The organism is Pseudomonas sp. TE50-2 (genome assembly GCF_040813665.1).
In the GTDB taxonomy this organism is placed as follows: domain Bacteria; phylum Pseudomonadota; class Gammaproteobacteria; order Pseudomonadales; family Pseudomonadaceae; genus Aquipseudomonas; species Aquipseudomonas soli.
The window spans coordinates 4,902,536-4,927,567 of the sequence record NZ_JBFNXN010000001.1; the positions used below are offsets into that span (position 1 = coordinate 4,902,536).

Annotated in this window: 17 protein-coding genes; 12 read left to right on the top strand and 5 right to left on the bottom strand. The window is 64.7% G+C overall.

The genetic code is table 11. The annotated features are described in order from the left end of the window. Positions 1 to 175: 175 nt before the first annotated feature. Positions 176 to 1,606, bottom strand: coding sequence for a lytic transglycosylase domain-containing protein (locus AAHK21_RS22435; protein ID WP_046854819.1), 1,431 nt, complete (start codon positions 1,604 to 1,606; stop codon positions 176 to 178). Positions 1,607 to 1,706: 100 nt separating this feature from the next. Then, complete coding sequence (gene gloB, locus AAHK21_RS22440; protein WP_367858368.1) at positions 1,707 to 2,486, bottom strand: hydroxyacylglutathione hydrolase; 780 nt, start codon at positions 2,484 to 2,486, stop codon at positions 1,707 to 1,709. Between the two features lie 84 nt (positions 2,487 to 2,570). Here gloB and AAHK21_RS22445 point away from each other — a divergent pair, with 84 nt between their 5' ends. The 4 genes from AAHK21_RS22445 (at position 2,571) to AAHK21_RS22460 (ending at position 7,100) form a co-directional block, all read left to right on the top strand. After that, positions 2,571 to 3,344 (top strand): methyltransferase domain-containing protein, encoded by a 774-nt coding sequence (locus tag AAHK21_RS22445; protein WP_038706475.1) that lies wholly within the window; start codon positions 2,571 to 2,573, stop codon positions 3,342 to 3,344. Positions 3,345 to 3,357: 13 nt separating this feature from the next. Continuing rightward, positions 3,358 to 3,804, top strand: coding sequence for a ribonuclease HI (rnhA, locus tag AAHK21_RS22450; protein ID WP_023629443.1), 447 nt, complete (start codon positions 3,358 to 3,360; stop codon positions 3,802 to 3,804). Between the two features lie 157 nt (positions 3,805 to 3,961). After that, the gene (dnaQ, locus tag AAHK21_RS22455; RefSeq protein ID WP_367858369.1) at positions 3,962 to 4,717 is read left to right on the top strand and encodes a DNA polymerase III subunit epsilon; all 756 of its coding nucleotides are present in this window, start codon (positions 3,962 to 3,964) and stop codon (positions 4,715 to 4,717) included. A 142-nt stretch (positions 4,718 to 4,859) separates the two neighbouring features. Then, positions 4,860 to 7,100: an Orn/Lys/Arg decarboxylase N-terminal domain-containing protein gene (locus AAHK21_RS22460; protein WP_367858370.1), complete on the top strand. Its 2,241-nt coding sequence runs from the start codon at positions 4,860 to 4,862 to the stop codon at positions 7,098 to 7,100. Here AAHK21_RS22460 and AAHK21_RS22465 read toward each other — a convergent pair. Then, positions 7,084 to 7,302 (bottom strand): hypothetical protein, encoded by a 219-nt coding sequence (locus tag AAHK21_RS22465; protein ID WP_028690532.1) that lies wholly within the window; start codon positions 7,300 to 7,302, stop codon positions 7,084 to 7,086. The genes AAHK21_RS22460 and AAHK21_RS22465 overlap by 17 nt on opposite strands. Positions 7,303 to 7,460: 158 nt before the next feature. Here AAHK21_RS22465 and AAHK21_RS22470 point away from each other — a divergent pair, with 158 nt between their 5' ends. Further along, the gene (locus AAHK21_RS22470) at positions 7,461 to 8,021 is read left to right on the top strand and encodes an NADPH-dependent FMN reductase (protein ID WP_217866555.1); all 561 of its coding nucleotides are present in this window, start codon (positions 7,461 to 7,463) and stop codon (positions 8,019 to 8,021) included. A 67-nt stretch (positions 8,022 to 8,088) separates the two neighbouring features. Here AAHK21_RS22470 and phnX read toward each other — a convergent pair whose 3' ends face one another. Next, entirely contained in the window at positions 8,089 to 8,916 is an 828-nt protein-coding gene (gene phnX / locus AAHK21_RS22475; RefSeq protein ID WP_102683689.1) for a phosphonoacetaldehyde hydrolase, read from the bottom strand. 34 nt (positions 8,917 to 8,950) lie between these two features. After that, a complete protein-coding gene (locus tag AAHK21_RS22480; protein WP_367858371.1) occupies positions 8,951 to 10,057 on the bottom strand; it encodes a 2-aminoethylphosphonate--pyruvate transaminase in 1,107 nt (368 codons plus the stop codon). A 113-nt stretch (positions 10,058 to 10,170) separates the two neighbouring features. On the opposite strand from AAHK21_RS22480, the gene AAHK21_RS22485 reads away from it, so the two are divergent. The 7 genes from AAHK21_RS22485 to AAHK21_RS22515 all read left to right on the top strand — a co-directional run bounded on the left by AAHK21_RS22485 (position 10,171) and on the right by AAHK21_RS22515 (position 25,031). After that, complete coding sequence (locus tag AAHK21_RS22485; protein WP_367858372.1) at positions 10,171 to 11,034, top strand: LysR substrate-binding domain-containing protein; 864 nt, start codon at positions 10,171 to 10,173, stop codon at positions 11,032 to 11,034. 57 nt (positions 11,035 to 11,091) lie between these two features. Continuing rightward, positions 11,092 to 12,135, top strand: a complete 1,044-nt coding sequence (locus AAHK21_RS22490; RefSeq protein WP_367858373.1) for an AraC family transcriptional regulator — start codon at positions 11,092 to 11,094, stop codon at positions 12,133 to 12,135. A 49-nt stretch (positions 12,136 to 12,184) separates the two neighbouring features. Continuing rightward, positions 12,185 to 16,726, top strand: a complete 4,542-nt coding sequence (locus AAHK21_RS22495) for an NEL-type E3 ubiquitin ligase domain-containing protein (RefSeq protein ID WP_367858374.1) — start codon at positions 12,185 to 12,187, stop codon at positions 16,724 to 16,726. A 93-nt stretch (positions 16,727 to 16,819) separates the two neighbouring features. Continuing rightward, on the top strand, positions 16,820 to 21,274 hold the full coding sequence (locus AAHK21_RS22500) for an NEL-type E3 ubiquitin ligase domain-containing protein (protein ID WP_367858375.1): 4,455 nt from the start codon (positions 16,820 to 16,822) through the stop codon (positions 21,272 to 21,274). 124 nt (positions 21,275 to 21,398) lie between these two features. Continuing rightward, complete coding sequence (locus AAHK21_RS22505) at positions 21,399 to 23,045, top strand: AMP-binding protein (RefSeq protein WP_367858376.1); 1,647 nt, start codon at positions 21,399 to 21,401, stop codon at positions 23,043 to 23,045. A 12-nt stretch (positions 23,046 to 23,057) separates the two neighbouring features. After that, positions 23,058 to 23,825, top strand: coding sequence for an SDR family NAD(P)-dependent oxidoreductase (locus AAHK21_RS22510; RefSeq protein WP_367858377.1), 768 nt, complete (start codon positions 23,058 to 23,060; stop codon positions 23,823 to 23,825). A gap of 12 nt (positions 23,826 to 23,837) precedes the next feature. Then, positions 23,838 to 25,031, top strand: coding sequence for an acetyl-CoA C-acyltransferase (locus AAHK21_RS22515; RefSeq protein WP_367858378.1), 1,194 nt, complete (start codon positions 23,838 to 23,840; stop codon positions 25,029 to 25,031). Position 25,032: the final 1 nt, after the last annotated feature.

Consider the following 25,032-nt stretch of genomic DNA (forward strand, 5'->3'; position numbering starts at 1 on the left):
GGCATCCGATCCAGAGGGCGTTGGGCTTGGTTCGGGGTACAGTAACAGCTTGTCTGGAATGGAAAAAGGGTAGGGCGCGGGGCTTTGCTTCAGCCTTCAAAGCATCGCGGGGCCAGCCCGCTCCCACGCCGATCGCGACTGGCGTGGGAGGAGGGCTGGCCCCGCGAGCGAGGTATCAGCGCGCCAGGTAGACGGTCAGGGTCTGGCCTGGCTTGAGCGCGTGCCCGGTGCGTGGGTTCCAGCGCTTGAGGTGCTTCATCTCGACGTTGAAACGCTTGGCTACCAGGTAGTACGAGTCGCCCTTGCGCACCTTGTACTGGGTGGAGCGCTGCTTGGAGTCGGCCACGCGGTTGGCCGCCGCGCTCGGCGCGCTGCCGCCACGCAGGGCCAGGACCTGGCCGACCTTGAGGTTGTTGCCACGGATGCGGTTCCAGCTTTGCAGCTGCTTGACCGACACCCGGTTGGCCTTGGCGATGCTGCCCAGGTTGTCGCCACGCTTGACCCGGTAGCTGCGCGCCGCAGGTGCCTTGGCCTCGGCCAGGGCGGCCTGGAACACGGCCTTGTTCGGTTGCAGGCTGACCAGTTCCTCGGGCTTGAGGTTGGACATGCGGTCGCTGAGCAGTTGCGCCTTGGCGGTCGGCACCAGCAGTTGCTGCGGGCCGTCCACGGTCATGCGCTTCTTGAAGGCTGGGTTGAGCTGGATCAGTTCGTCTTCGTCGATGTCGGCGAAAGCGGCCACGCGGGACAGGTCGAGGCGGTCGTTGATGGCGACGGCTTCGAAGTACGGCTCGTTGGCGATCGGGTTCAGGTTGACCCCGTAGGCGGCCGGGGTGTTGACCACCTGCGACAGGGCCAGCAGCTTGGGCACGTAGTCACGGGTTTCCTGCGGCAGCGGCAGGTTCCAGTAGTCGGTCGGCAGGCCCAGGCGCTCGTTGCGCTCGATGGCGCGGCTGACCGTGCCTTCACCGGCATTGTAGGCCGCCAGGGCCAGCAGCCAGTCGCCGTTGAACATGTCGTGCAGGCGGTTCAGGTAGTCCAGCGCGGCGTTGGTCGAGGCGGTGACGTCGCGACGGCCATCGTAGAAGTTGGTCTGGCGCAGGTTGAAGTGGCGCCCGGTGGACGGGATGAACTGCCACATGCCGGCGGCGTGCGCGCGGGAGTAGGCCATCGGGTTGTAGGCGCTCTCGATGGCCGGCAGCAGGGCCAGCTCCAGCGGCATGTCGCGTTCTTCGAGGCGCTCGACGATGTAGTGCAGGTAGAGGCTGCCGCGCTCGCCAGCGTTCTCGAGGAACGACGGGTTGCTGGCGAACCACAGGCGCTGCTGTTCGATGCGCGGGTTGACGTCCATGCCGTCCTGCAGGGCGAAGCCCTGGCGCATGCGCTCCCAGACGTCCTGCGGCGGTGCCTGCTCCTTGGGCTTGACCACCAGCGGCGCCGGTTTGTGCTTGATCCGCGCCTGGTAGTTGTGCGCGCGAACGCTGTCGGCTTCGTCGAGCTGACGGGTGCTCTGGCAGCCGACCAGGGTGGCGGCCAGCGCCAGTGCACTGATCTGGGCCAGTCGCGTCAGGGCGACCGAATGAGAGGTTCTGCGGCTACGGGAAGACATCGGCTGGGACGGTTATCCGGGCGAAAAAGTTGGGCGATTCTAGAAACCGCTCCCCGCCGGGTCAACCATCGGGCCTATGATGCGATATATCTTGGGGTTATCAGAACACGTCCTTCCAAGACCTCAAGGCAGCAAAAACAGTGGCTTGGCTGGGGTTGGAATGTCCCTTCCATTCGTCTGCTTTTTGTTTAACGAATGTTTCAGCGGTGCGCAAAAACGGGTTGGTCAGGCGCTCCAGGCCAATGTTGGAGGGCAAGGTGATGCGATTGTCGGCGCGCAACCGGGTAACGTCCTCGAACCGTTGGCGAACGTGTTCGTTGTCGGGTTCCACGGCACGGGCGAAGCGCAGGTTGCTCAGGGTGTATTCGTGGGCGCAGTACACTTCGGTCGCGGCGGGCAGCGCCGCCAGGCGTTGCAGCGAATGGTGCATCTGCTCGGGCGTGCCTTCGAACAGGCGGCCGCAGCCGGCGGCGAACAGGGTGTCGCCACTGAACAGTAGCGGTGTGGGCGATTGCGCAGTGTAATAGGCGATGTGCCCCAGGGTGTGGCCGGGCATGGCCAGGACCTCGAAGGCCAGGCCCAGCACCTCGATGCGGGCGCCGTCTGCCAGGGCGATATCGCGGCCCGGGATATGTTCGCTGGCCGGGCCATACACCTGGGCGCCGGTGGCCTGTTTCAAGGCTTCGACGCCGCCGACGTGGTCATGGTGGTGGTGGGTGACAAGGATTGCCTCCAATGCCCAGTCCGGGTGCTGCTCCAGCCACGCGCGCACCGGCTCGGCGTCACCGGGGTCGACCACTGCGCAGCGGCGATTGGCAGTATCCTGTAACAACCAGATGTAGTTGTCGTTGAAAGCGGGTAGGGCATCGATCTGTATCATGTGCGGATCCGTATCGCCAAGCCTGGACATTGAGGGCATCTTAGCCGCGATGGCGCGAGCGGAGAACCTTCGAGGGAGAACGCAATGACCGACCAAGCCTTCGCCCAGGCCGACCCCGACTGGGTCGAGCTGATCCGCCTGGCCCGCGACTGGTTCGATGGGCCTCTTGGGCAGTTGATGCTCAAGGAGGAGGAAAAGTTGCTTGAAGAAGAGCTGCGGCGCTTCTTCGGTGGCTACCTTGTGCACTACGGCCCCTGCGCCGAACCCCCGCCCAACGCCCCGCAGGTGCAGCGCAACGTGCGCCTGGGCGCGCCGTTGCCGGGGGTGGAGATCGTCTGCGAAGAGCAGGCCTGGCCGCTGTCGGAGCACGCCGCCGACGTGGTGGTGCTGCAGCACGGTCTGGACTTCAGCCTGTCCCCCCACGGGCTGCTGCGCGAGGCCGCCAGTTCCGTGCGCCCGGGTGGCCACCTGCTGATCATCGGGATCAACCCCTGGAGCAGTTGGGGCGTGCGCCATTTCTTCAGCCACGGGGCCTTGCGCAAGGCCCGTTGCATCTCGCCGTCGCGGGTCGGCGACTGGCTCAACCTGCTGGGCTTCGCGCTGGAGAAACGCCGCTTCGGGTGTTATCGTCCGCCGCTTGCCTCGCCGGCCTGGCAGCAGCGCCTGGCTGGCTGGGAGCGCGTGGCCGGCGGCTGGCAGACTGCCGGCGGCGGTGTCTACCTGCTGGTGGCGCGCAAGATGGTGGTGGGCCTGCGGCCGCTGCGCCTGGAGCGCCGCGAGCCGATGGGCAAGCTGCTGCCGCTGCCGCTGGCCAAGGTCAACCGCAGCGCCACCCATCCCGAATCCGAAAAGCACTGAACATGAGTGGTACATGAGCGATAGCGTCGAGATCTACACCGATGGTGCCTGCAAGGGCAACCCTGGCCCGGGCGGCTGGGGCGTGCTGATTGTCTACAAGGGCGTCGAGAAGGAGCTGTGGGGCGGCGAGCGCGAGACCACCAACAATCGCATGGAGCTGATGGCGGCGATCGAGGGCCTCAAGGCGCTCAAGCGCGAGTGCGAGGTGCTGCTGACCACCGACTCGCAGTACGTCATGAAGGGCATCAACGAGTGGATGGTCAACTGGAAGAAACGCGGGTGGAAGACCGCCGCGAAAGAGCCGGTGAAGAACGCCGACCTGTGGGTGCAGCTCGATGAACAGGTCAACCGGCACAAGGTGACCTGGAAGTGGGTCCGTGGGCATATCGGCCATCCGGGCAACGAGCGGGCCGACCAGCTGGCCAATCGTGGGGTTGATGAGGTTCGCGCTCAGCGTTGATCCGATTGGGGCTGCTGTGCAGCCCATCGCCGCGGTTCGTCGCCACGGCAAGCCGGCTCCCACAGGGATCGCGTGAACCCTGCGGCGGGCCGCAAAGCGGCCCCGATTTCGTTATACTCCCACCCCGAATTCAAGCACCGCCAGTTGGAGTCCCCGCGTGGAGCAGCAGCAAGACAAACGGTTCGTCATCCTCGACACCGAGACCACCGGCATGCCGGTGGCCGAAGGCCACCGCATCATCGAGATCGGTTGCGTCGAGGTCGTGGGCCGGCGCCTGACCGGGCGGCACTTCCATGTCTACCTGCAGCCCGACCGCGAGAGTGACGAGGGCGCGATCAACGTCCACGGCATCACCGACGCCTTCCTGGTTGGCAAGCCGCGTTTCGGCGAGGTGGCCGAGGAGTTCTTCGAGTTCATCCAGGGCGCTACCCTGGTCATCCACAACGCCGCGTTCGACGTTGGCTTCATCAACAACGAGTTCGCCCTGATCGGCCAGCAGGATCGTGCCGATATCTCGCAGCATTGCCCGATCCTCGACACCCTGATGATGGCGCGCTCGCGCCACCCGGGGCAGCGCAACAGCCTCGATGCCCTGTGCAAACGCTACGGCATCGATAACTCCGGTCGTGAGCTGCACGGCGCACTGCTCGACTCGGAACTGCTGGCCGACGTCTATCTGGCGATGACCGGTGGCCAGACCAGCCTGTCGCTGGCGGGCGAAGGGGCGGGCGACGAGGATGGGCAGGGCGGCACCGGCAGCGAAATCCGCCGTATCGTCGGGCGTGCGCCGGGGCGGGTGATCATGGCCAACGAGGAAGAGCTCGAGGCCCATGCCGAGCGTTTGGCGGCCATTGCCAAGTCGGCGGGTGGGCCGTCGATGTGGCAGGCATTGACCGAGCCAGCCGCCAGCTGACTTGAAGGCAGGCCCGGCCCATCGCTGGCAAGCCAGCTCCCACAGGGACCGGATCCAGCGCTGCACCTTGTGAGCCGGCCTGGCGATGACAGCATCACACTCGACTACCCTGAGGGAAATTACCCGCAGAGGTAGCCGCCCGATGTACAAGGACCTGCAGTTTCCGATCCTCATCGTCCACCGGGCCATCAAGGCCGACAGCGTCGCCGGCGAGCGGGTGCGTGGCATCGCCGATGAACTGGCCCGTGACGGCTTCGCCATCCTCGCCGCCGCCGACCAGGCCGAAGCGCGGCTGGTGGCCGCTACTCATCATGGTCTGGCCTGCATGCTGATCGCCGCTGAGGGCGTCGGCGACAACAGCCGCCTGCTGCAGAACATGGCCGAGCTGATCCGCCTGGCGCGGCTGCGGGCGCCCAACCTGCCGATCTTCGCCCTGGGCGAGCAGGTCACCCTGGAAAATGCCCCGGCCGAGGCCATGGGCGAGCTGAACCAGTTGCGCGGCATCCTCTACCTGTTCGAAGACACCGTGCCGTTTCTCGCCCGCCAGGTGGCGCGGGCCGCGCACAACTACCTCGACGGCCTGCTGCCGCCGTTCTTCAAGGCCCTGGTGCAGCACACCGCGCAATCCAACTATTCCTGGCACACACCGGGCCACGGCGGTGGCGTGGCCTACCGCAAGAGCCCGGTGGGGCAGGCCTTCCATCAGTTCTTCGGTGAAAACACCCTGCGCTCGGACCTGTCGGTCTCGGTGCCGGAGCTGGGTTCGCTGCTCGACCACACTGGCCCGCTTGCCGCCGCCGAGGCACGGGCGGCACGCAACTTCGGCGCCGACCATACCTTCTTCGTCATCAATGGCACCTCCACCGCCAACAAGATCGTCTGGCACGCCATGGTCGGGCGCGGGGACCTGGTGCTGGTGGACCGCAACTGCCACAAGTCGGTGGTGCACGCGATCATCATGACCGGTGCCATCCCCATCTACCTGTGCCCGGAGCGCAACGAGCTGGGCATCATCGGGCCGATCCCGCTCAGCGAGTTCAGCCCGGCGTCTATCCAGGCGAAGATCCAGGCCCATCCTCTGGCCCAGGGAAAGCCTGCGAAGATCAAGCTGGCCGTGGTCACCAACTCCACCTACGACGGCCTGTGCTACCACGCCGGGATGATCAAGCAGGCCCTGGGTGCCAGCGTCGAGGTGCTGCACTTCGACGAGGCCTGGTTTGCCTATGCCGCTTTCCATGAATTCTTCGTTGGGCGCTATGCCATGGGTACGCCGCGTGGCGACGATGGGCCGCTGCTGTTCAGCACCCACTCCACCCACAAGCTGCTGGCGGCCTTCAGCCAGGCCTCGATGATCCATGTGCAGGACGGTGCCAGCCGCCAGTTGGACCGCGACCGTTTCAACGAAGCGTTCATGATGCATATCTCCACCTCGCCGCAGTACAGCATCCTCGCCTCGCTGGATGTGGCCTCGGCGATGATGGAAGGCCCGGCGGGGCGTTCGCTGTTGCAGGAGATGTTCGATGAGGCCCTGAGCTTTCGCCGGGCGCTGGCCAACCTGCGCGAGCACCTCGCTGCAGATGACTGGTGGTTCAGCATCTGGCAGCCGCCGACGGCGCAGGCCGGCGAGCTGTACACGGCGGACTGGCTGCTGCAACCGGGGGCCCAGTGGCATGGCTTTGGCGGGCTGGGCGACGACTATGTCTTGCTCGACCCGCTCAAGGTCACTTTGGTGATGCCGGGCGCCGCTGGCGCAGCGGATGGCCATGGAATTCCCGCGGCAGTGGTGGGCAAGTTTCTCTGGGAGCGCGGGCTGGTGGTGGAAAAGACCGGCCTGTATAGCTTCCTGGTGCTGTTCTCGATGGGGATCACCAAGGGCAAGTGGAGCACGCTGCTCACCGAGCTGCTGGAGTTCAAGCGCCACTACGACGCCAATACCGCACTGGCCGACTGCCTGCCCAGCGTGATGGTGGAGCAGCCGTCACGCTACCAGGGGCTGGGGCTGCGCGACCTGTGCCAGCAACTGCACGATTTCTACCGTGGCAATGCCACGTCCAGGCAGCTCAAGCAGCTGTTCACCCGTTTGCCCGAGGTGGCGATGGCTCCGGCCGAGGCCTATGACCGGATGGTGCGCGGGGAGGTGGAGGCGGTGCCTATCGAGCATCTGCTGGGCCGGGTCGCGGCGGTGATGCTGGTGCCCTATCCACCAGGGATACCGTTGATCATGCCGGGCGAGCGCTTCACCGAGGCGACCCGCTCGATCCTGGTCTACCTGGACTGCGCCCGGGCCTTCGACCAGGGTTTCCCGGGCTTCGTCGCCGACGTGCACGGCCTGCAGCGGGATGGGCAGTTGTATACGGTGGACTGCGTCAAGGAATGCGAATGATCTCGACGCCAGTCTGGGCCAGCTCGAAACGGTCGTCGCCCAGGTGGTTGACGCGGTCGCCGATAGCCAGGCGATAGCTGGTAACCGGCGCGCCGAGGGTGCTGCCGTCGGCCTGGAGGGTGGACTCCTGGAACTCGTGGACCGGGTAGATACGGCCTTCGGCGTCGCGGGCGTGGAACTGGCCGACCATTACTGCTGCCATTTAGGTGGAAACCTCTGAATCGTGTAGGAAATGTCTGTAGGCATAGACCAGTGAAACGCCCGGGAAGTTTTCAGCCGAATGGAAAAAAACCGCGAAGCCGAGGAACGGTCATCTATAACTAACTGGTCCCATTCCCAGAGCAGAGGTTGCAAAACGCCATGAGCCAGGTCTATTCGGTAGCGGTTGTCGTCGGCAGCTTGCGCAAGGAGTCCTACAACCGCAAGGTGGCCCGCGCGCTGTCTGAGCTGGCGCCGTCCAGCCTTGCCCTGCGGATCGTCGAGATCGGCGACCTGCCGTTGTACAACGAGGATGTCGAGGCCGAGGGCGCTCCTGAGGCGTGGAAGCATTTTCGCGACGAGATCCGCCGCAGCGACGCGGTGTTGTTCGTCACCCCGGAGTACAACCGTTCGGTGCCGGGCGGGTTGAAGAATGCCATCGATGTGGGGTCGCGACCTTACGGGCAGAGCGTATGGGGTGGCAAGCCGGCGGCGGTGGCCAGTGTGTCGCCCGGGGCGATCGGCGGATTTGGTGCCAATCATGCCGTGCGTCAGTCACTGGTGTTCCTTGACATGCCGTGCATGCAGATGCCCGAGGCGTATATCGGCGGGGCGGCGACGCTGTTCGATGACAGTGGCAAGTTGAATGACAAGACCCGGCCGTTCCTGCAGGGGTTCATCGACAAGTTTGCCTCGTGGGTGAAGCTGAACCGGGCGGTCTGAAGCCTCATCGCCGGCAAGCCGGCTCCTGGGGGAGCCGGCTTGCCGGCGATGGCCATCACGCGGGCGATCAGCAAGCCTGCGGCATCTCACCCTTGGCTAGCCGGCGGTTGATATCGGCGATCACCTCGGGCAGCTCGTTGATGGTGTCGATCAGGTAGTGCGGGCGCGACCCTGCAAACATCGCGTGAATACGCTTGCGCTCGCTCTCCAGCTTTTCCGCGCTCAAGGCCTGATAACCTTCCCAGGTCAGGCCCAGGGCATTGCCCGAGCACACCAGCGCCACGGTCCACATCCCGGCGCGGCGGCCTTCGAGAATGCCCGGCACGGTGTCGTCGACCTTCACGCAGGCCGCCACATCGTCGATCCCCAGGGCGATCACGTTGGCCAGGGCCTGGGCCGGCCATGGGCGGCCGTTCGGGGTTTCGTCGGTGGCCACCACGTGGTCGGCGACGTAGCCATTGCGTGCCGCCAGCTCCACCACCTTGTCCATCACCACTTTCGGATAGCCCGAGCAGGAGCCGATCTTCAAGCCGCCCTTGCGCAGGCCGGTAAGGGTGTCCAGCGCGCCGGGGATCAGCGCCGAGTGCAAGGCGATCTTCTCGATCTGCAGCGGCATGAAGCGTTCGTAGATGGCGGTGACGTCATCATCGCTCGGCGTGCGGCCAAACACCTTGCGGTAGCGCTCGGCGATCTCCGGCACGTCGCACAGGGTACGGATATGGTCCCATTTGCCCATTCCCATCGGCCCACGGGCCTCCTCGATGGACACCTGTACGTCGAACTCGGCGAAAGCCTCGACGAAGATCTGGGTGGGGGCGAAGGAGCCGAAGTCGACCACGGTGCCGGCCCAGTCGAGGATGGCGGCTTGCAGCTGGGTAGGGTTGCTGTAGTTCATGTGCGCTGTTTCCTTGAATTGGGTAGGCAGAAGGTCAGATGTCCAGTACTTCCATTTCCCGCAGCACCTCGGCCACGGCGTTCACGGCGGCCTGCATGCCCTCGGCGCCGACCACGCCGATGCAGCCGACGCGGAAGGTCTCGACCTGAGTCAGCTTGCCGGGGTAGAGGATGAAGCCCTTGGCCTTGACCCGCTCGTAGAAGTCCTTGAACTGGTAGCGCGCATCGTTCGGGGCGTGGAAGGTGACGATGATCGGCGCCTGGATCTCGGCCGGGAGGAAGCTGCGCAGGCCAATCCGTGCCATGCCATCGAGCAGGGTCTTGCAGTTGTCGGCGTAACGCTGGTGGCGAGCAGGCAGTCCACCTTCCTCGTTGTACTGTTGCAACGCTTCGTGCAAGGCAGCGACCACGTGGGTCGGCGGGGTGAAGCGCCACTGGCCGGTCTTGGCCATGTAGGCGTGCTGGTCGTGCAGGTCCATGGCCAGCGAATGGGCGTTGCCTTCGGCGGCGGCCAGGGCGGCTTTTTCGGCGAAGACGAAGCCCATGCCCGGCACGCCTTCCAGGCACTTGCCGGAGGCAGCGATCAGCGCTTCGAAAGGCACCTGGCGGGCATCGATCGGCAGCGCGCCGAACGAGCTCATGGCGTCGATGATCAGGCGTTTGCCGTGGCGCTGGACCACTTGGGCGATCTCGGCCAGCGGATTGAGGATGCCGGTGCTGGTCTCGCAGTGGATCAACGCCACGTGGGTCACGGCGGGGTCAACGGCGAGCAGGCGGTCGACGTCGGCGGCGGTGGTCGGCTGGTCCTCGGCGGTCTCGAAGGTGCTGTAGGCGCGGCCCAGTACCTTGCAGATCTTCGCCAGGCGCTGGCCGTAGGCGCCATTGATCAGCACCAGTACCTTGCCGTCGCGCGGCACCAGGGTGCCGATGGCCGCTTCCACGGCGAAGGTGCCGCTGCCTTGCAGTGGTACGCAGTGGTGGCTGGCGGCGCCGTCGAGGATCGCCAGCAACTGCTCGCACACGCTGGCGGTCAGCTGGTTGAAGTCGCGGTCCCAGGAGCCCCAGTCCACAAGCATGGCCTGGCGGGTGCGCAGCGATGTGGTCAAAGGACCGGGGGTCAGCAGGATCGGGGCGTTGCTCATTCCGTGGTTCCTCACTTGCGGTGGGCTGGAAACTAGTGGGGCTAGGTTGCAATTCGCCGAGCCATCAATCAAATTGTTTGTAGATATGCCAGCCATAAGTAAGGCCGATAGATATGAACCTGTTCCAGCTCCGTGCCTTCGATGCCGTCGCCCGCGAGGGCAGCTTCACCCGTGCCGCCGAGCGCCTGTTCATCAGCCAGCCGGCGGTAACCGGGCACGTGAAGGCGCTGGAGGAGCACTACCAGATCACGCTGCTGCGGCGCACTGCCCGGCGGGTCGAGCTGACCGAGGAGGGCACACGCCTGGCGGCCATCACCCGGGCGATGTTCAGCCTGGCCGAGGAGGCCCAGGCCATGCTCGAGGCCAACCGGCAGTTGCTCACTGGACGGCTGGAGGTCGCCGCCGATGGTCCGCACCGAGTCATGCCCATGCTGGCGCAACTGCGCGAGCGCTACCCTGGCATCACCGTCAACTTGCGCCTGGGCAATGCCCAGGAAACCTTGGCCGCGTTACTGACCGAACATGCCGATGTAGCAGTGCTGACCGAAATCGAGCCACGCAAGGGGCTGCACCTGCAGAGCCTCTGCCAGTCGCGCCTGTGCGCCCTGCTGCCGGTGGGGCATGCCTGGGCCACGGTCACCGATGACTTGCCGCTGGCCGAGCTGGACAAGCAGATCATGGTGTTGCGCGAACCCAGCTCGACCACTCGCCGCACCTTCGACAAGGCTTGCGCCGATGCCGCGGTGCAGCCGCGGGTGCTGCTGGAGCTGGACAGCCGCGAGGCGGTGACCGAAGCCGTGGCGGCCGAGTTGGGCATCGGTGTGGTGTCGTCCACCGAGGTGGCGCATGACCCGCGGGTGGTGGCGCGGCCGTTGAGTGGCGCCGGTCTGGTCAACCAGCATATGGTCGGTTGCCTGGAGCGGCGCCGGGAGCTGCGCCTGATCCAGGCCTTCCTGGGCCTGGCGGCGGGCCTGTGATGGCTGTTTTCAGCGGTGCGGCCTAAGATGGCCGGCAATCTGACGACAGGACGGTCGATGAGCGAGAAAGACACCATCTCCATGCAACTGGTGCGCGAGGCGCTGTTGCAGACCTGCCCGGCGGGTGCCGATACGGCATTGCTGGCACGTGCCGGTATCGATGCCGGCCAGCTTGACCTGCCCGAGGCGCGTGTCGGCGCCGAGGCCTATGCCCGGCTCTGGCGCCTGCTGGCGCGGCGCTGCAACGATGAGTTCTTCGCCATGGATCCGCGCGGCCTGCGCAGTGGCAGCCTGGCATTCTTGTGTCGGGCGAGCATGGCACAGCCGACCCTGGCCGCTGGTATCGAGACCGCGCTGGCGTTCCTTGGCCTGATGCTCGAGGACCTGCAGCCAAGCCTGGTACGTCAGCAGGGGCTGGCCGAAATCGTCATCAACGAGCCGCGTGATACGCCACGCCGGGCCTTCACCTACTTCACCTTCTGGATGATCGTGCATGGCGTGGCGTGCTGGCTCGCCGGGCGCCGCATCCCGATCCTGGCCATCGAGCTGCGTTGTGCCGAGCCGCCGTTCTGCGACGACTATCGGGTGATGTTCTCGGAAAACCTGCAGTTCGACCGGCCGCGCACGCGCATGATCCTCGCCGCCGATTGCCTGGACCTGCCGTTGCGCCGCCACCCGGAGGAGTTGCAGCGGTTCCTCGCCGAAGCACCGGGCAACATCCTGGTCAAGTACCGCGACCCGGCAAGCCTGGCCCGGCGCCTGCGCGGCGACCTGCGTGGGCGGGACCCGGCCAGCTGGCCGGATGCCGAGGGCCTGGCCAGCGGCCTGTGCATGTCGGTATCGACCCTGCGCCGTCGCCTTGCCGAGGAGGGGCAGACTTACCAGGGGCTCAAGGATAGCGTTCGCCGCGAACTGGCCATCGCCTGGCTGGCCGACCCGGCCGTCGGGCTGGGCGATATCGCCGCGCGCCTAGGCTTCGCTGACAGCAGTTCGTTCTACAAGGCGTTTCGCAAGTGGTTCGGCTGCAACCCTGGCCAATACCGCTCGGTGGCGTTGGGGCAGGAGGGTTCGGGGGCTGGGGTTCCCGCTGCCGAACCCTGAGCATCTTGCGCAGAGTCTGGGTTTCCTTACCCTCACATGGATACCCAGCATGACCACTCAAGCAACTGCTTTGAAGGCGACGGCCCGCGCCGCCAAACTGGCGCATGCCACTGACGACTTCATTGCCGAACAACTACCGGCGTGGCTCAAAGGAGGCGTGCCGGGCGCGATCAACCGGCTGCGCGACAGTGCCCGGGCGCATGGCCTCACCCAGGCGCACCTGGGCAAAGCCTTGGGCAAACTTGAGCCACTGGACCAGTTCGTGAGGCGCAAGCTGCAGGCCGAGGTGATAGCGCCTCTGGAACTGACCCAGGGCTTGAGCGGGCTGTATTGGCGCGAGGGCCATGGCACGTTGCATCGGCCGCACCCCCCTCTGGAACTCCCTGGGGTCGACATCCAGTACGTCATGGAGCCCTTGCAGCAGCGCTTGATGCGAAACTTCCAGGCCAATGCCCGTTTTTTTGAAGGCACAGGCTTGGCTTCTGCGCAGGGCACGCTGGTCCTGTCCGACACCGTGCGCATCGTCGAGCGCTGCCGCCGGGCCGATATCGGGCAGCAGTACCAGCAGCATCTCGATTCGATCTTCACGTCGACAGTGCGCGAGCAACTGGCCCAAGACAAGCGTCACGCGCTGGCGATGGCCCTCGATATCGCTGTGCTGAAAAACCAGCTGCTATCCAAGGACGAAGCATTGTTGCGTCTGCTGCTGGCCGACAAACCGCTGAAGCACCAGGATGGACCGAGGGTGCAGGTTTGCGCCCTTACGGCCATTGGCGCCACGGTTACCGGTAGCCTTGCGCTCGAGATTTCCGGCTTATGGCGACCGGGTTCGCTGCCGGCCCGGCGTCAGCAGGTGCAGGCAGTGCTGCTGTTCCTGCCAGACGATCCCGTGCCGTTCCGGCGCTTCGACTCCTGGGCAAGCGTGAGCGTCTGGCTGGGGCGGGCATTGCGTGACGACGGTTATCGTCAGCGATTCATCCAGCGCCTGGCGATCGCCGATCGTGCCGCCTTCATCGCGACACTGAACAAGCGCCTGGCGGATACCCAGACCGACGCACAGGCGGCTGGCCGTATGATGTCCGCTGGTGTGTTCGAACTGATGGCGCGCGACCTGGAGGCGCGGATCAGAGCTGATGCCCGGCAACTGCTGGTACCCACCGCCGACGCCGACCATGTCGCTGGCAGGGCCCTTTTCCAGGCTCTGGAGGCGGTGGGCCTGACCGCGCTCAACCTGGTGGGGTTGTTCGTGCCCGTGGTGGGGGCTTTGCTGATGACGCAAATGCTGGCGCAGGTCCTGGGGGAAGTGTTTGAAGGGGTGGATGATTGGGCCAAGGGGCACGATCACGAAGCCTTCGAACACTTGCTCGGGGTAGCGGAAACGGTCGCGGTGGCCACGGTATTGGGCGTCGCTGTGCATGGCGTTGCCGTGCGCTCGGCGGCACGGGGCTTCGAGCGCAGCGCGCTGGTCGACACGATGGTGCCGGTGGAGAGTGAGGGGCAGGGAAAACTGAGCGCCGTGGGGCTGGGCGATTATCGAGACTGGTCCGGCCCGCCGGCGAACGCTTCCCGTCAGGCCAATGGTCTGCTGGGGGCCAATGGCCGGTTTTGGTGGGTAGACCAGCATGTCACGTTTGAAGTCCGGCAGGCAGGTGAGCAATGGTATCTGCGGCACCCAACCAGGGAGTCGGGCTCGCACCCCCGTTTGCTGTACAACGGCGAACGGGGCTGGCGGCTGGCCAGCCAGCGCCCGCTGGAGTGGCAAGGTGCGCAGTATCTGCTGGGTTACCTGTGGCCCGAAGCGGTGGACATGGCACCGCAACGGGTTGCACAGGTGCTTAAGGTGGCAGGGGTGGATGAGAGCCAGCTTCGGCGTTTGCTGGTGGAAAACCGGGCGTTGCCGGTCGAGTTGCGAGACACGCTTGAGCGCTTCGCAGCTGATGCCCGGATCGAGGCTTTCCTTTCGCGGATCAGTGCCGGCGGTACACTCGATGAAGATGGCGCGTTGCTGCAAGCATGCCGCGACCTGCTGGGTATCGAATCATTGGAAGGCCAGGCGCAACTGGATGCCATCGGCGAGCACGCCGCGCAAGTCAGGGAAGGTCTGCTTGAACGCTTATCGAAAACGCACCTGCCCGAAGATTCGCTGCGACCTTTGCTGCAACGTGATTTTCCCGGCCTGCCCGATGCCTATGCCCTGCATTTGTTGGCCCAGGCCAGTGATGAGCAGCGTTTGCTGATGACCCAGGCAGGCCGTATCCCGCTTGCGCTTGCAGAGCAGGCGCGGCTGTTGCTGCAGACAGCCCGTTTCACACGTACTCGCGAAGCCTTGTATTTGCCTGGCAGTTATCGGGATGAAGTCGTCGAGCTGGTGTTCGCTTTGCTGCGCCATCACACCGATTGGCCGGCCTCAGCGAATCTGCTGTTACGACGCGGCACACATAGCGGGCCTGCGCTGTCCAGGCTCTATCCGTCTGGTGAGGCGACCGTGCTGGTGCGCAAGGCGGATGGGTTCGAACTGTACAGCGAGGAAGGTCTGCTTCTGGACCGCCAGCCACAGGCACTGGCAGGCCTGTGTGATGCGCTCGTCGCCTGTTTGCCCGAGCAGTGGACGTTCGGGCAACGCTGGCAAAGCCCGCAGGGTGCACAGCGGATGACCGAAGACTTGCAGACCTGGCTGCCGAGTGGGCGAGAGGCGCTTGTGAGGCTCATGGGCCTGCGTGAAATCAAGCCGTTCTTCAACCCGATGGTACGGGTGCTCGACGGGCGGATCGGCTATTCGTTGAGCGGTCGCGGTGCAGCCTGTGGCGATGCCGAGCAATTGTTGCGCGACGAAATTCGTGCCCTTTATCCCAGCTTCGATGATGCCTCTGTCCAGGCGTATCTGGAGCACTTGCTCGACATGCCCGGCTCGCCATTCACCCTGTTGCTTGAAAGACGCCGCAGCTATCGTGCTTTGGTCGATTCGCTTGAAAGCTGGGTTGCCCAGGAAGCGGACACCCACGTTGCTCAGGTTCGACGCGGCGTGGCCAGCGAGCTGCGTCGGTGCTGGCGGCGTGAGGGCGAGCGGTTGCTGGATATCCATGGCGACCCTGCCGGGATGCGTCTGGCGTTGGTCGGTTTGCACGCAGGGGGGCTGCCGGCGTTGCCAGTTGGCGTCGCGTTCACCCTTGTGACGGATCTGGTTCTCGTTGGCCTGCGGCTGCGCGAGATTCCGGAGGGCTTTCTGCGGGCATTCTCCAGTGTTCGTTGGTTGAACTTGAGCCACAACCGACTCAGTAGGATCCCCGCGGAGCTTGGTCTGATGCCGCGGTTGCGGGCACTACGCATGCCCCGTAACCGTATTCAGCTCGATGTGGGCAGTGAACAGGTGCTGGGGGCGATTGCTCGCCTGCACACGCTGGACCTGAGCGACAATCCGTTGAGTCAGGTGAATCTGGACTTCCAGGTCTTTGCGCATCTGCGCGAGTTGAACCTGCGTCGTGCAGGCTTGCTCGAATGGCCGAGCGGGCTGCACAACTGTGCGTTGCTGGAGCAGGCGGACCTGCGCGACAACCAGATCGCCAGCCTGCCCGAGTTCGTTCTTGACTCTCCTTGGGCCTTTCGGCAGCGTCTGGCGCTGAATGGCAATCCGCTGGCAGCGAGGGATTTCGCCCGGCTGGCCGAGCCGCGCGAACCCGCTGTCGTCGCGGTAGTGCCAGCGCAAGGCGCGCAGCCCTGGCATGAGGGGGTGGACGAAGGCGCGCTGGCTCGACACCGGATGCAATGGGCGAGCCTGCAAGCTGAAAACGGCAGCAACGATTTGTTCACCTTGCTCGATGAACTTACCGCCACCCGCGACTACCAGCGGGTGCCGCAGGACCTGCGCAGGCGTGTCAGGCTGCTGCTGGATGCGCTTTGGCAAGACAGTGGCTTGCGCCAGGATGTCTTCGAGCTGGCCGCCGATCCGCGTACCTGTGTCGACAGTGTGATCTCGTGTTTCAGCGCGCTCGAAGTCCGGGCCCTGGTGTTTCGCAGGCTGCAAAGCTTGCCGCCGGCACAGGGCGAGGGCGTACGTCTTGGGTTGGCGCGTCAGCTGTTTCGCCTCGAGCGGGTCGAGCATCAGGCGCGTCTGCATATGCAGCGGCTCGCCGCGCAATACGCGCGTGACGTTCCGAACGGCGAGGGACTCGGGGTCGATGAGGTCGAGGTCAGTCTCGCCTACCGCATTGGTCTTGCGCAGGCGTTGGATTTACCTGGGCAGCCGCGGACCATGCAGTTCTCCAGCCTTGCTCAGGTCGGCCAGGCCGACCTCGATGCTGCTCAGGCTGCGGTGCTCGAAGAGGAAAGAGGTAGCGCGCTGGCACTGTATGTGAGCCAGCGCGATTTCTGGCTCGATTACCTCAGGCAAGCGCACGCCGAGCAGTTCGAGCAGGTCGAGCAACCGTTCTGGACGCGGGAGGAGCAGCTCTATGACGAGCGGCAGGCGTTGGGCGATGGAGCTTATCTGGAGCAGAGCATGCAGCTGTCGAGTGAGCGCCAACAGGCGGTCGCGGCGCTGGCCCTGCATCTGACCCAGCAAGCTTTGGCGGCTGGTGAGGGGCGTTCTTACTGAGCCTGCGCGTACTTTGCCAGGGCGCTTTCCCTCTGCCTTGGCGAGGGCCCTGGAGCCATCGTGGCGCCTCCGATCACCCAGGAGGCATCACGGATGAACCAGCACCACCACACCCCGTCATCGGCGATTCAAGCAAGCGGTGTAAATCCAACCGATGACTTTATTGCAAGCCGTTTGCCCGACTGGCTGGCCAGGGCTTCAGGTGGACAGATCAGGGCGCTGCAAGACCGCTTTGCCCGGCACCGGGAAAGTCAGGAGCGATTGCGCCAGGCCACGCTTGAGCTGATACCGCTGCAGCAGTTCGCCAAGGAGAAGAATGCTCCCCTGTTGCCGACGATGCTGAACATCGATCAACTGCAGTGGCGGGAAGTGGTACTGCGCAGTACCAGCCGTTTTCCGAATCTGCAGATGCCTCAGATGGAGCTGGGTGAACGCGTGCAGCCCGCCTTGCTGAGGCTGATGCAGAACTTTCATGAAGGTGCGGATTTCTGGACAGGTACGGGGCTGGTCGATGCCGTGAGCGACGAACTGGTTTACGACCAGCTCGACACGTTGGTTCACGCTGTCCGCCAGCTCGACGCAGGCCAACAGTATCAGGCTTTGCTGGACAGGGTGCTTGGCGCGGCACGCCAGGAACTGGTCCAGGACAAGCGTGACGGCCTGGCGTTGGCCACCGAGATTGCGGCATTGAAAGGGCAGGTCAGCCCTCACGAGCAAATCGTCCTGCGGGCCCTGGCCAAGGGCGAAGAGGCACATGGCAGCAGACTGCGTGGCGAGGCGAGTTCACTCAAGGTTCTCGACCAGACCATCGTCGATGCCGTGGTCATCGCTTTGCGCGATGTCGACGATCAGGAAGTGGGGATCATCCTGTACCTGCCCAGCGACCCGGAGCGTGCCTTGCGCAGCTTTGCTTCGCGCAAGGCAATGAGCGACGAGCTGGTGAGGCAACTACGTCAGAAATCTTACCGTCACTATTTCAGTCGCCTAGTCAGTCTCGAAGGGCGTGCCGTATTCCTGTCTACCCTCGGGCTTCGCCTTGGGGATGATGCAACAGACCTGCAGGTCGATGGCTACGCACCTTCGGGCGACATCTTCGACGAGGTGGTCGAGCAGCAGATCGAACGGGTCAAGGCCGATGCCCGGTTGCTCCTGGTGCCGACCGCGCAAGCCAATCAGCTGGCTGCGCAACGCAGGCTCGACACCTGGAAATCCGTGGGATTGGGATTGTTCAACCTGGCTGGATTCTTCATCCCGGAAGTTGGTGCCATACTGCTTGGCCAGTTTGTCGTGCAGACCCTGATGGAGGTCTACGAAGGGGCGATGGATTGGCACCACGGGCATCAGCACGAAGCGCTGAACCACATGCTCGGCGTTGCTGAAAACGTGGCGGTCGGCGTGACCGCCGGAGTGGGTGCAGGCCTGGTGCGCAGCGCTTTCGTCGATGAGCTTGTGCCTGTCAGTGTGCAGGGTAAGCATCGACTTTGGCACGATGACCTCGAGGTCTATGCCGTGCTGCGCGAAGAGGAGTCGTTGCAGGACGATGGCCTGTATGGCGACGGCGAGCGTCGCTTGATGCGCGATGGCGAACGCTTCTATCAAGTCCATCGAGAGGGCCCATACCTGCCTTGGCGTTTGCGCCACCCTGTGCGGGAGGGCGCCTATGGGCCGGTTGTCGAGCACAACGGTGAGCGGAGCTGGAGGTTGCGTCAGGAGCATCCACTGCAATGGGATGACAGCAGCGCCATGCTCAACTGCCTTTGGAGTTCGGCGACGCCTTTCGATGCCGGCCAGGCAGAGCAGATACTGCGATGTGCCGGTGTCGACCAGGATGAGTTGCGCGCAGTGCTGGTGGAAGGGCGAAGGGCGCCTTTCAATCTGCGCGACACATTGGAGCGCTTCGAGGCCCATTTGCGTATCGAGACATTCTTCACGCACCTGCAGCGTGATGCGTTGTCGCCCGAGGAAGGGACGTTGTTGCAATGGTGCCAGGCGCGGGCGGGTTTGACGGGCCAGGGGACTGCATCACGTTCGATGTTGTTGAGCCAGGCACCGATGTTGCGCAGCCAGATGATGGCGTACCTGACCCAGGCCGATGTATTGGACGACCCACTCCTGGTCTTGGTGAAGCGGGACTTTCCGGGGTTGCCTGACCTGTACGCAAGGGAAGTTGTCAGCGAAGCCGGCGATGCGAAACGCTCGATCGCAGCCAGCACCCAACGTCTTCCATTGGAGTTGGCCAGTCAGGCACGGGCCCTGCTGCGCTTGAGCAGGCTTAACAGAGCGGTCGAGGGGCTATACCTGCCGGAGGCCTACCATGACTCCAGCGGGCAGTTGCTACTGGCATCATTGCGCACCCTGCCTGGGTGGCCGCATGACGTCGGCCTGGAGTTGCGCGAAGGCGCCGTCGATGGGCGTATCATCGCGCAGGTTTTCCCTGAGGTCACTGCGCCGCAACGCTTCAGGCTGGTGCACCAGGAGGGTGGTTTCTCACTCTACGACCCGCTGGGTGCGCAAATGCAGTTGGGCAGGGGCAGGAACGCCGACATTTTCGATGCTGTCACGGGCGCTCTGACGGAGGCTCATCGGCAGGCTCTGGGCAATCCATCTCGTGAACAACTGCGCCAGCGTTTGCTTGAGCACTTGCCCTTTACGCGTCAGGACTTGGCCGAACTGCTAGAGTTGCCGCGTGCAGCCGGCTGGGTCAATCCTGGCCGCCGTCTACCGGATGGCCGCGTGGGCTATCTGCTTAGTGGGCGTGCGAGCGGCAGCAGCCAGCGGCCGCGAATGCTTGATCGATTGCGCGGGATCTACCCCGGGCTCGATGAGCAGGAGCTCGAACAGGAATACGAGCGATTGCTGCGTCGTGACGGTCCGTTGTTTCAAAACTTTGCGAACCTGGAAGACGACGCGGAGCAGTTGGATTTCCACCTCAACCAATGGGTTGACGCGGAGCTGAATCCCGCCCGGCAGACGGTGCGCGAGCATTTCGCCATGCAGTTGCGGCGCGCCTGGCGACTTCAAGGTGAGCCGATGCCGGCCGTGGCCGGACAGCCAGCCGGGCAGCGGTTGAGCTTCATCAACATGCGAGTGACCACGTTGCCGCAGTTGCCGCTGCAGGTGGATTTTTCTCGGATCACCGTAATGACGTTGGCCGAGGGCGGGCTGACCGCTGTCCGCGAAGATTTCCTGCATTGCTTCACGGCCTTGCGTGAACTGAATCTGAGCAGCAACAGGCTTCTGCAAGTCCCTCGTGGCCTCGCCTACCTGATCGAATTGCGCCGGTTGCGGCTGGCGCATAACAATATTCGGCTGGACCGCACCGCCCTTGATGCGCTCAACGGGCTGCCCAACCTGACCTATCTTGACTTGAGCTACAACCCTTTAGGTGCTTTTCACTTCCGCTATAACCAGCTATCGCATCTGCTCGAACTGAATCTGCGCCATACCCGCCTGGTCGAGTGGCCGTCCGGCATCGAGCTTTGCGAAGGGCTCGAGCGGGTGGACCTGCGTGACAACCAACTGGCCACGGTTCCCGACGAAATTCTGGCGATGCCCAACGTCTTCCGGCGTGCGTTCCTGATTCGGGGCAATCCATTGCGTATGCACGAAATCCAGGGGCTGTATGCTTTGGATCTTATCCAGGAACATCACCATCTGCCGCAAGCGCGGCGCTTGGTCGACCTGGTGCAGGCACGCGCAGCCTGGATTGCCAGCACGGACGAGGCCGTCAGCAACGCCAGGGGCATGCAATGGGATGCGCTGCGGGCACTGCCGGGCAGTGATGGCCTGTTCACGTTGCTCAGCCATCTGCATCACACTGCCGACTACAGCAATGCCCGGGCGGTGCTCGAACAGCGTGTCTGGCGACTGCTAGGCGCACTGCAGGAGAACAGCGATCTGCGCAACAGGGTGCATGGCCTGGCAGCCTTGCCGCTGAGCTGCGAAAACAGCATTGCCGATCGTTTCAGCGAATTGCTCGTCCAGCTGGCCATCGATACCGCGCAACGCAACACGGCGCAGGCGCGAGGCGATGAGCTGTTGGCATTGGGGCGCGGTCTGTTCCGCCTGGATGAGGTCGAGCGTTTCGCCCGCCGGGACATCGTGGCGCGTGTCGCTGACAACGAAGATGTCGATCAGATTGCGACCGGGCTTTATTACCGTGTGCAACTGCGCCAGCGACTGGCATTGCCGGAGCAGCCCCATTCCATGCTGTATGCCGATGCCGCGGCGGTCGATGCCGCCCAGATCGAGGCGGCGTTTCAGGCGGTGCACTTGGCCGAATCCCCCATGGGCCTGGCCGAAAGTCTCAGTCAGCGGGTGTTCTGGCAGCGCTATCTGCGTGAGCGTCATGGAAACGTGTTCGATGCCCTTGATCAACTCTATGCTTCCCGGCGCACGGTGCTGCAGGGGCGCCAGGCACAGCTGTCGGCTTTGGAATACAGCCAGTTGCTGGACAGCCTGGAGATCGACCGGGCCTCGGACGAACATGCCCAGATGCTGCAACTGACCCGCGAGTTCCTCATGGGGCGCGAGCGTGGGCGGGGCTGACCCAGGCCACGGCCAAACCGGTCATCGCGATTGACAGCTTTGGCCATTGCCGCCCCTGATGCGTGGCGCGAACATCGTCGGACTGATGGTTCAACTCCAAAAACAAGAAACCAGGAGTCCGACGATGCGCGATTATGCCGAGGCCGCCTGCTCGTTCGACCATGCCCGGGCCGCCGATGCGGCGCTGCATGGCAACCTCGAGGCCCTCAACGCCTGTGTCGAATGTTGCGACCGGCACACCGGCGACGACCAGCCCGCCTTGATCTGGGAAGATCGCGACGGTAACGGTGGGCGCTACAGTTTCGACCAATTGCAGGGTATGGCGAGCCGCTTCGCCAATGTGCTCAAAGGCCAAGGGGTCCAGGCCGGCGACCGGGTCGCCGGGCTGATGCCGCGCACGCCCGAGTTGCTGGTAACCATTCTCGCCACCTGGCGCCTGGGCGCGGTCTACCAGCCGCTGTTCACCGCATTTGGGCCCAAGGCCATCGAGCATCGCCTCGAGCAGTCGCATGCCAAGGTGGTGGTCACCGATTGCAACAACCGGCCCAAGCTCGATGACGTGGCGGATTGCCCGCTCATCATCACGGTCGGGGCAGGCAATGGCGAGCTGGATTTCCACCGGGCGCTGGAGGCTGCGAGCAGCGTCTGCGAGCCCGTGATGCGCCGCGGCGACGATCCGTTCCTGCTGATGTTCACCTCCGGCACCACGGGCCCGGCGAAGCCGCTGGAAGTGCCGCTGCGGGCCATCGTTGCCTTTCAGGGCTACATGCGCGATGCCATTGGCCTGCGTCCCGAGGACAACTTCTGGAACCTGGCCGACCCGGGCTGGGCCTACGGCTTGTACTACGCAGTCACCGGACCGCTGTCACTGGGCCATGCCACCACTTTCTACGATGGGCCGTTCAGCGTGGAGAGTTGCGCACGGGTCATCGACAAGCTCGGCATCACCAACCTGGCCGGTTCACCCACGGCCTACCGCTTGCTGATCGCCGCAGGCAGCACCTTCTCGGCGCCGATCAAGGGTCGCCTGCGGGTGGTCAGCAGCGCTGGCGAGCCACTGAACCCCGAAGTGATCCGCTGGTTCGCCAGCGAACTGGGGGTGACCATCCACGACCACTACGGCCAGACCGAGCTGGGCATGGTGCTGTGCAACCACCATGAACTCGAGCACCCGGTGCACTTGGGTTCGGCCGGTTTCGCCATCCCCGGCCACCGCATCGTGGTGCTGGATGAGCAGGGCAACGAACTGCCCGCCGGCCAGCCGGGCATCCTCGCGGTGGACCGCGAGCAGTCTCCGCTGTGCTGGTTCGGTGGCTACCACGGCCTGCCGACCAAGGCTTTCGTCGGCAAGTACTACCTTAGCGGCGACACCGTCGAGCTGAATCCGGACGGCAGCATCAGCTTCGTCGGCCGCAGCGACGATGTGATCACCACTTCCGGCTACCGGGTCGGTCCGTTCGATGTGGAGAGCGCGTTGATCGAACACCCGGCGGTGGTCGAGGCGGCGGTGATCGGCAAGCCTGACCCGGAGCGCACCGAACTGATCAAGGCCTTCGTGGTGCTCGGCCAGGGCTACCAAGGGAGTGCCGAGCTGGAGGAAGCCCTGCGCCAACACGTGCGCCAGCGCCTGTACGCCCACGCCTACCCGCGTGAAATCGAATTCGTCGGCGAGCTGCCCAAGACCCCGAGCGGCAAGCTGCAACGCTTCATCCTGCGCAATCAGGAAATCGCCCGACAACAAGCCGCGCAGCCGATCGCTGCGGGCGCCTGAAGGAAAATCACCATGCACATCCAGAACAGACACTTCATCGTCAGCGGCGCGGCCTCGGGCCTGGGCGCCGCCACCGCGCAGATGCTCATCGAGGCCGGCGCCAAGGTCATGCTGGTCGACCTGAACGCCGCGGCAGTTGAGGCCAAGGCCGCCGAGCTGGGCACAAATGCCCGATTCGCGGTGGCCGACATCAGCGACGAACAGGCGGCCAAGGCGGCCGTCGATGCCGCCGTCAGCGCCTTCGGTAGCCTGCAGGGTCTGGTCAACTGCGCCGGCATCGTCGGTGCCGAGAAGGTCCTGGGCAAGAACGGCCCGCACGCCCTGGGCAGCTTTGCCAAGGTCATCAACGTCAACCTGATCGGCAGCTTCAATCTGCTGCGCCTGGCTGCCGCAGCCATGGCCGAGGGGCAGGCGGAGGAGGGCGGTGAGCGTGGCGTGATCATCAACACGGCCTCCATCGCCGCCTACGATGGGCAGATCGGCCAGGCGGCCTATGCCGCTTCCAAGGGGGCCATTGCCAGCCTCACCCTGCCGGCCGCCCGTGAGCTGGCGCGTTTCGGCATCCGGGTGATGACCATCGCCCCCGGCATATTCGAAACCCCCATGATGGCCGGCATGACCGAGGAAGTACGTGCCTCGCTGGCTGCCGGGGTGCCGTTCCCGCCACGCCTGGGCCGTCCGCAGGAATATGCGGCACTGGCCCGCCACATCATCGAGAACAGCATGCTCAACGGCGAGGTGATTCGCCTCGACGGCGCGCTGCGCATGGCTGCCAAGTAAGGAGCAACGAACATGACCCTCGCCAATGATCCGATCGTTATCGTCAGCGCCGTGCGCACGCCCATGGGCGGCCTGCAGGGCGACCTCAAGAGCCTGACCGCCGCGCAGCTGGGCAGCGCGGCGATCCGTGCCGCCGTCGAGCGCGCCGGTATCGATGCCGCCAGCGTCCAGGAAGTATTGTTCGGCTGCGTGCTGCCGGCTGGCCAGGGCCAGGCTCCGGCACGCCAGGCGGCACTCGGCGCCGGGCTGGACAAGCACACCACCTGCACCACGCTGAACAAGATGTGCGGCTCGGGCATGCAGGCGGCGATCCTGGCCCATGACCAGTTGCTCGCCGGCAGTGCCGACGTGATCGTCGCCGGTGGCATGGAGAGCATGACCAACGCCCCGTATCTGCTGGATAAAGCCCGTGGTGGCTACCGCATGGGCCACGGCAAGATCATCGATCACATGTTCATGGACGGCCTCGAGGACGCCTACGACAAAGGGCGGCTGATGGGGACGTTCGCCGAAGACTGCGCGCAGAAAGGCGATTTCAGCCGCGAAGCCCAGGATGCCTTTGCTATCGCCTCGCTGACCCGCGCGCAGGATGCGATCAAGAGCGGCCGTTTCGCTGCCGAGATCGTCCCGGTGGAAGTCACCGAGGGTAAGGAAAAGCGCGTTATCAAGGATGACGAACAGCCGCCGAAAGCGCGCCTGGACAAGATCCCGCAGCTCAAGCCGGCCTTCCGCGAAGGCGGTACCGTCACCGCTGCCAACTCCAGCTCCATCTCCGACGGCGCTGCGGCGCTGGTGCTGATGCGCCGCTCCGAGGCCGAGAAGCGTGGCCTTAAACCCCTGGCGGTGATCCATGGTCATGCTGCTTTCGCCGACACCCCGGCGCTGTTCCCGACAGCCCCAATCGGTGCCATCGACAAGCTGCTCAAACGCACCGGCTGGAACCTGGCCGACGTTGACCTGTTCGAGATCAACGAAGCATTCGCCGTGGTCACCCTGGCGGCCATGAAGCACCTCGACCTGCCCCATGACAAGGTCAACATCCATGGCGGCGCCTGCGCCCTGGGCCACCCGATCGGCGCCTCGGGCGCTCGGATCCTGGTGACCCTGCTGTCGGCCCTGCGCCAGAACAACCTGCGCCGTGGCGTGGCGGCCATCTGCATTGGCGGTGGCGAGGCCACGGCCATGGCCGTCGAATGCCTGTACTGAG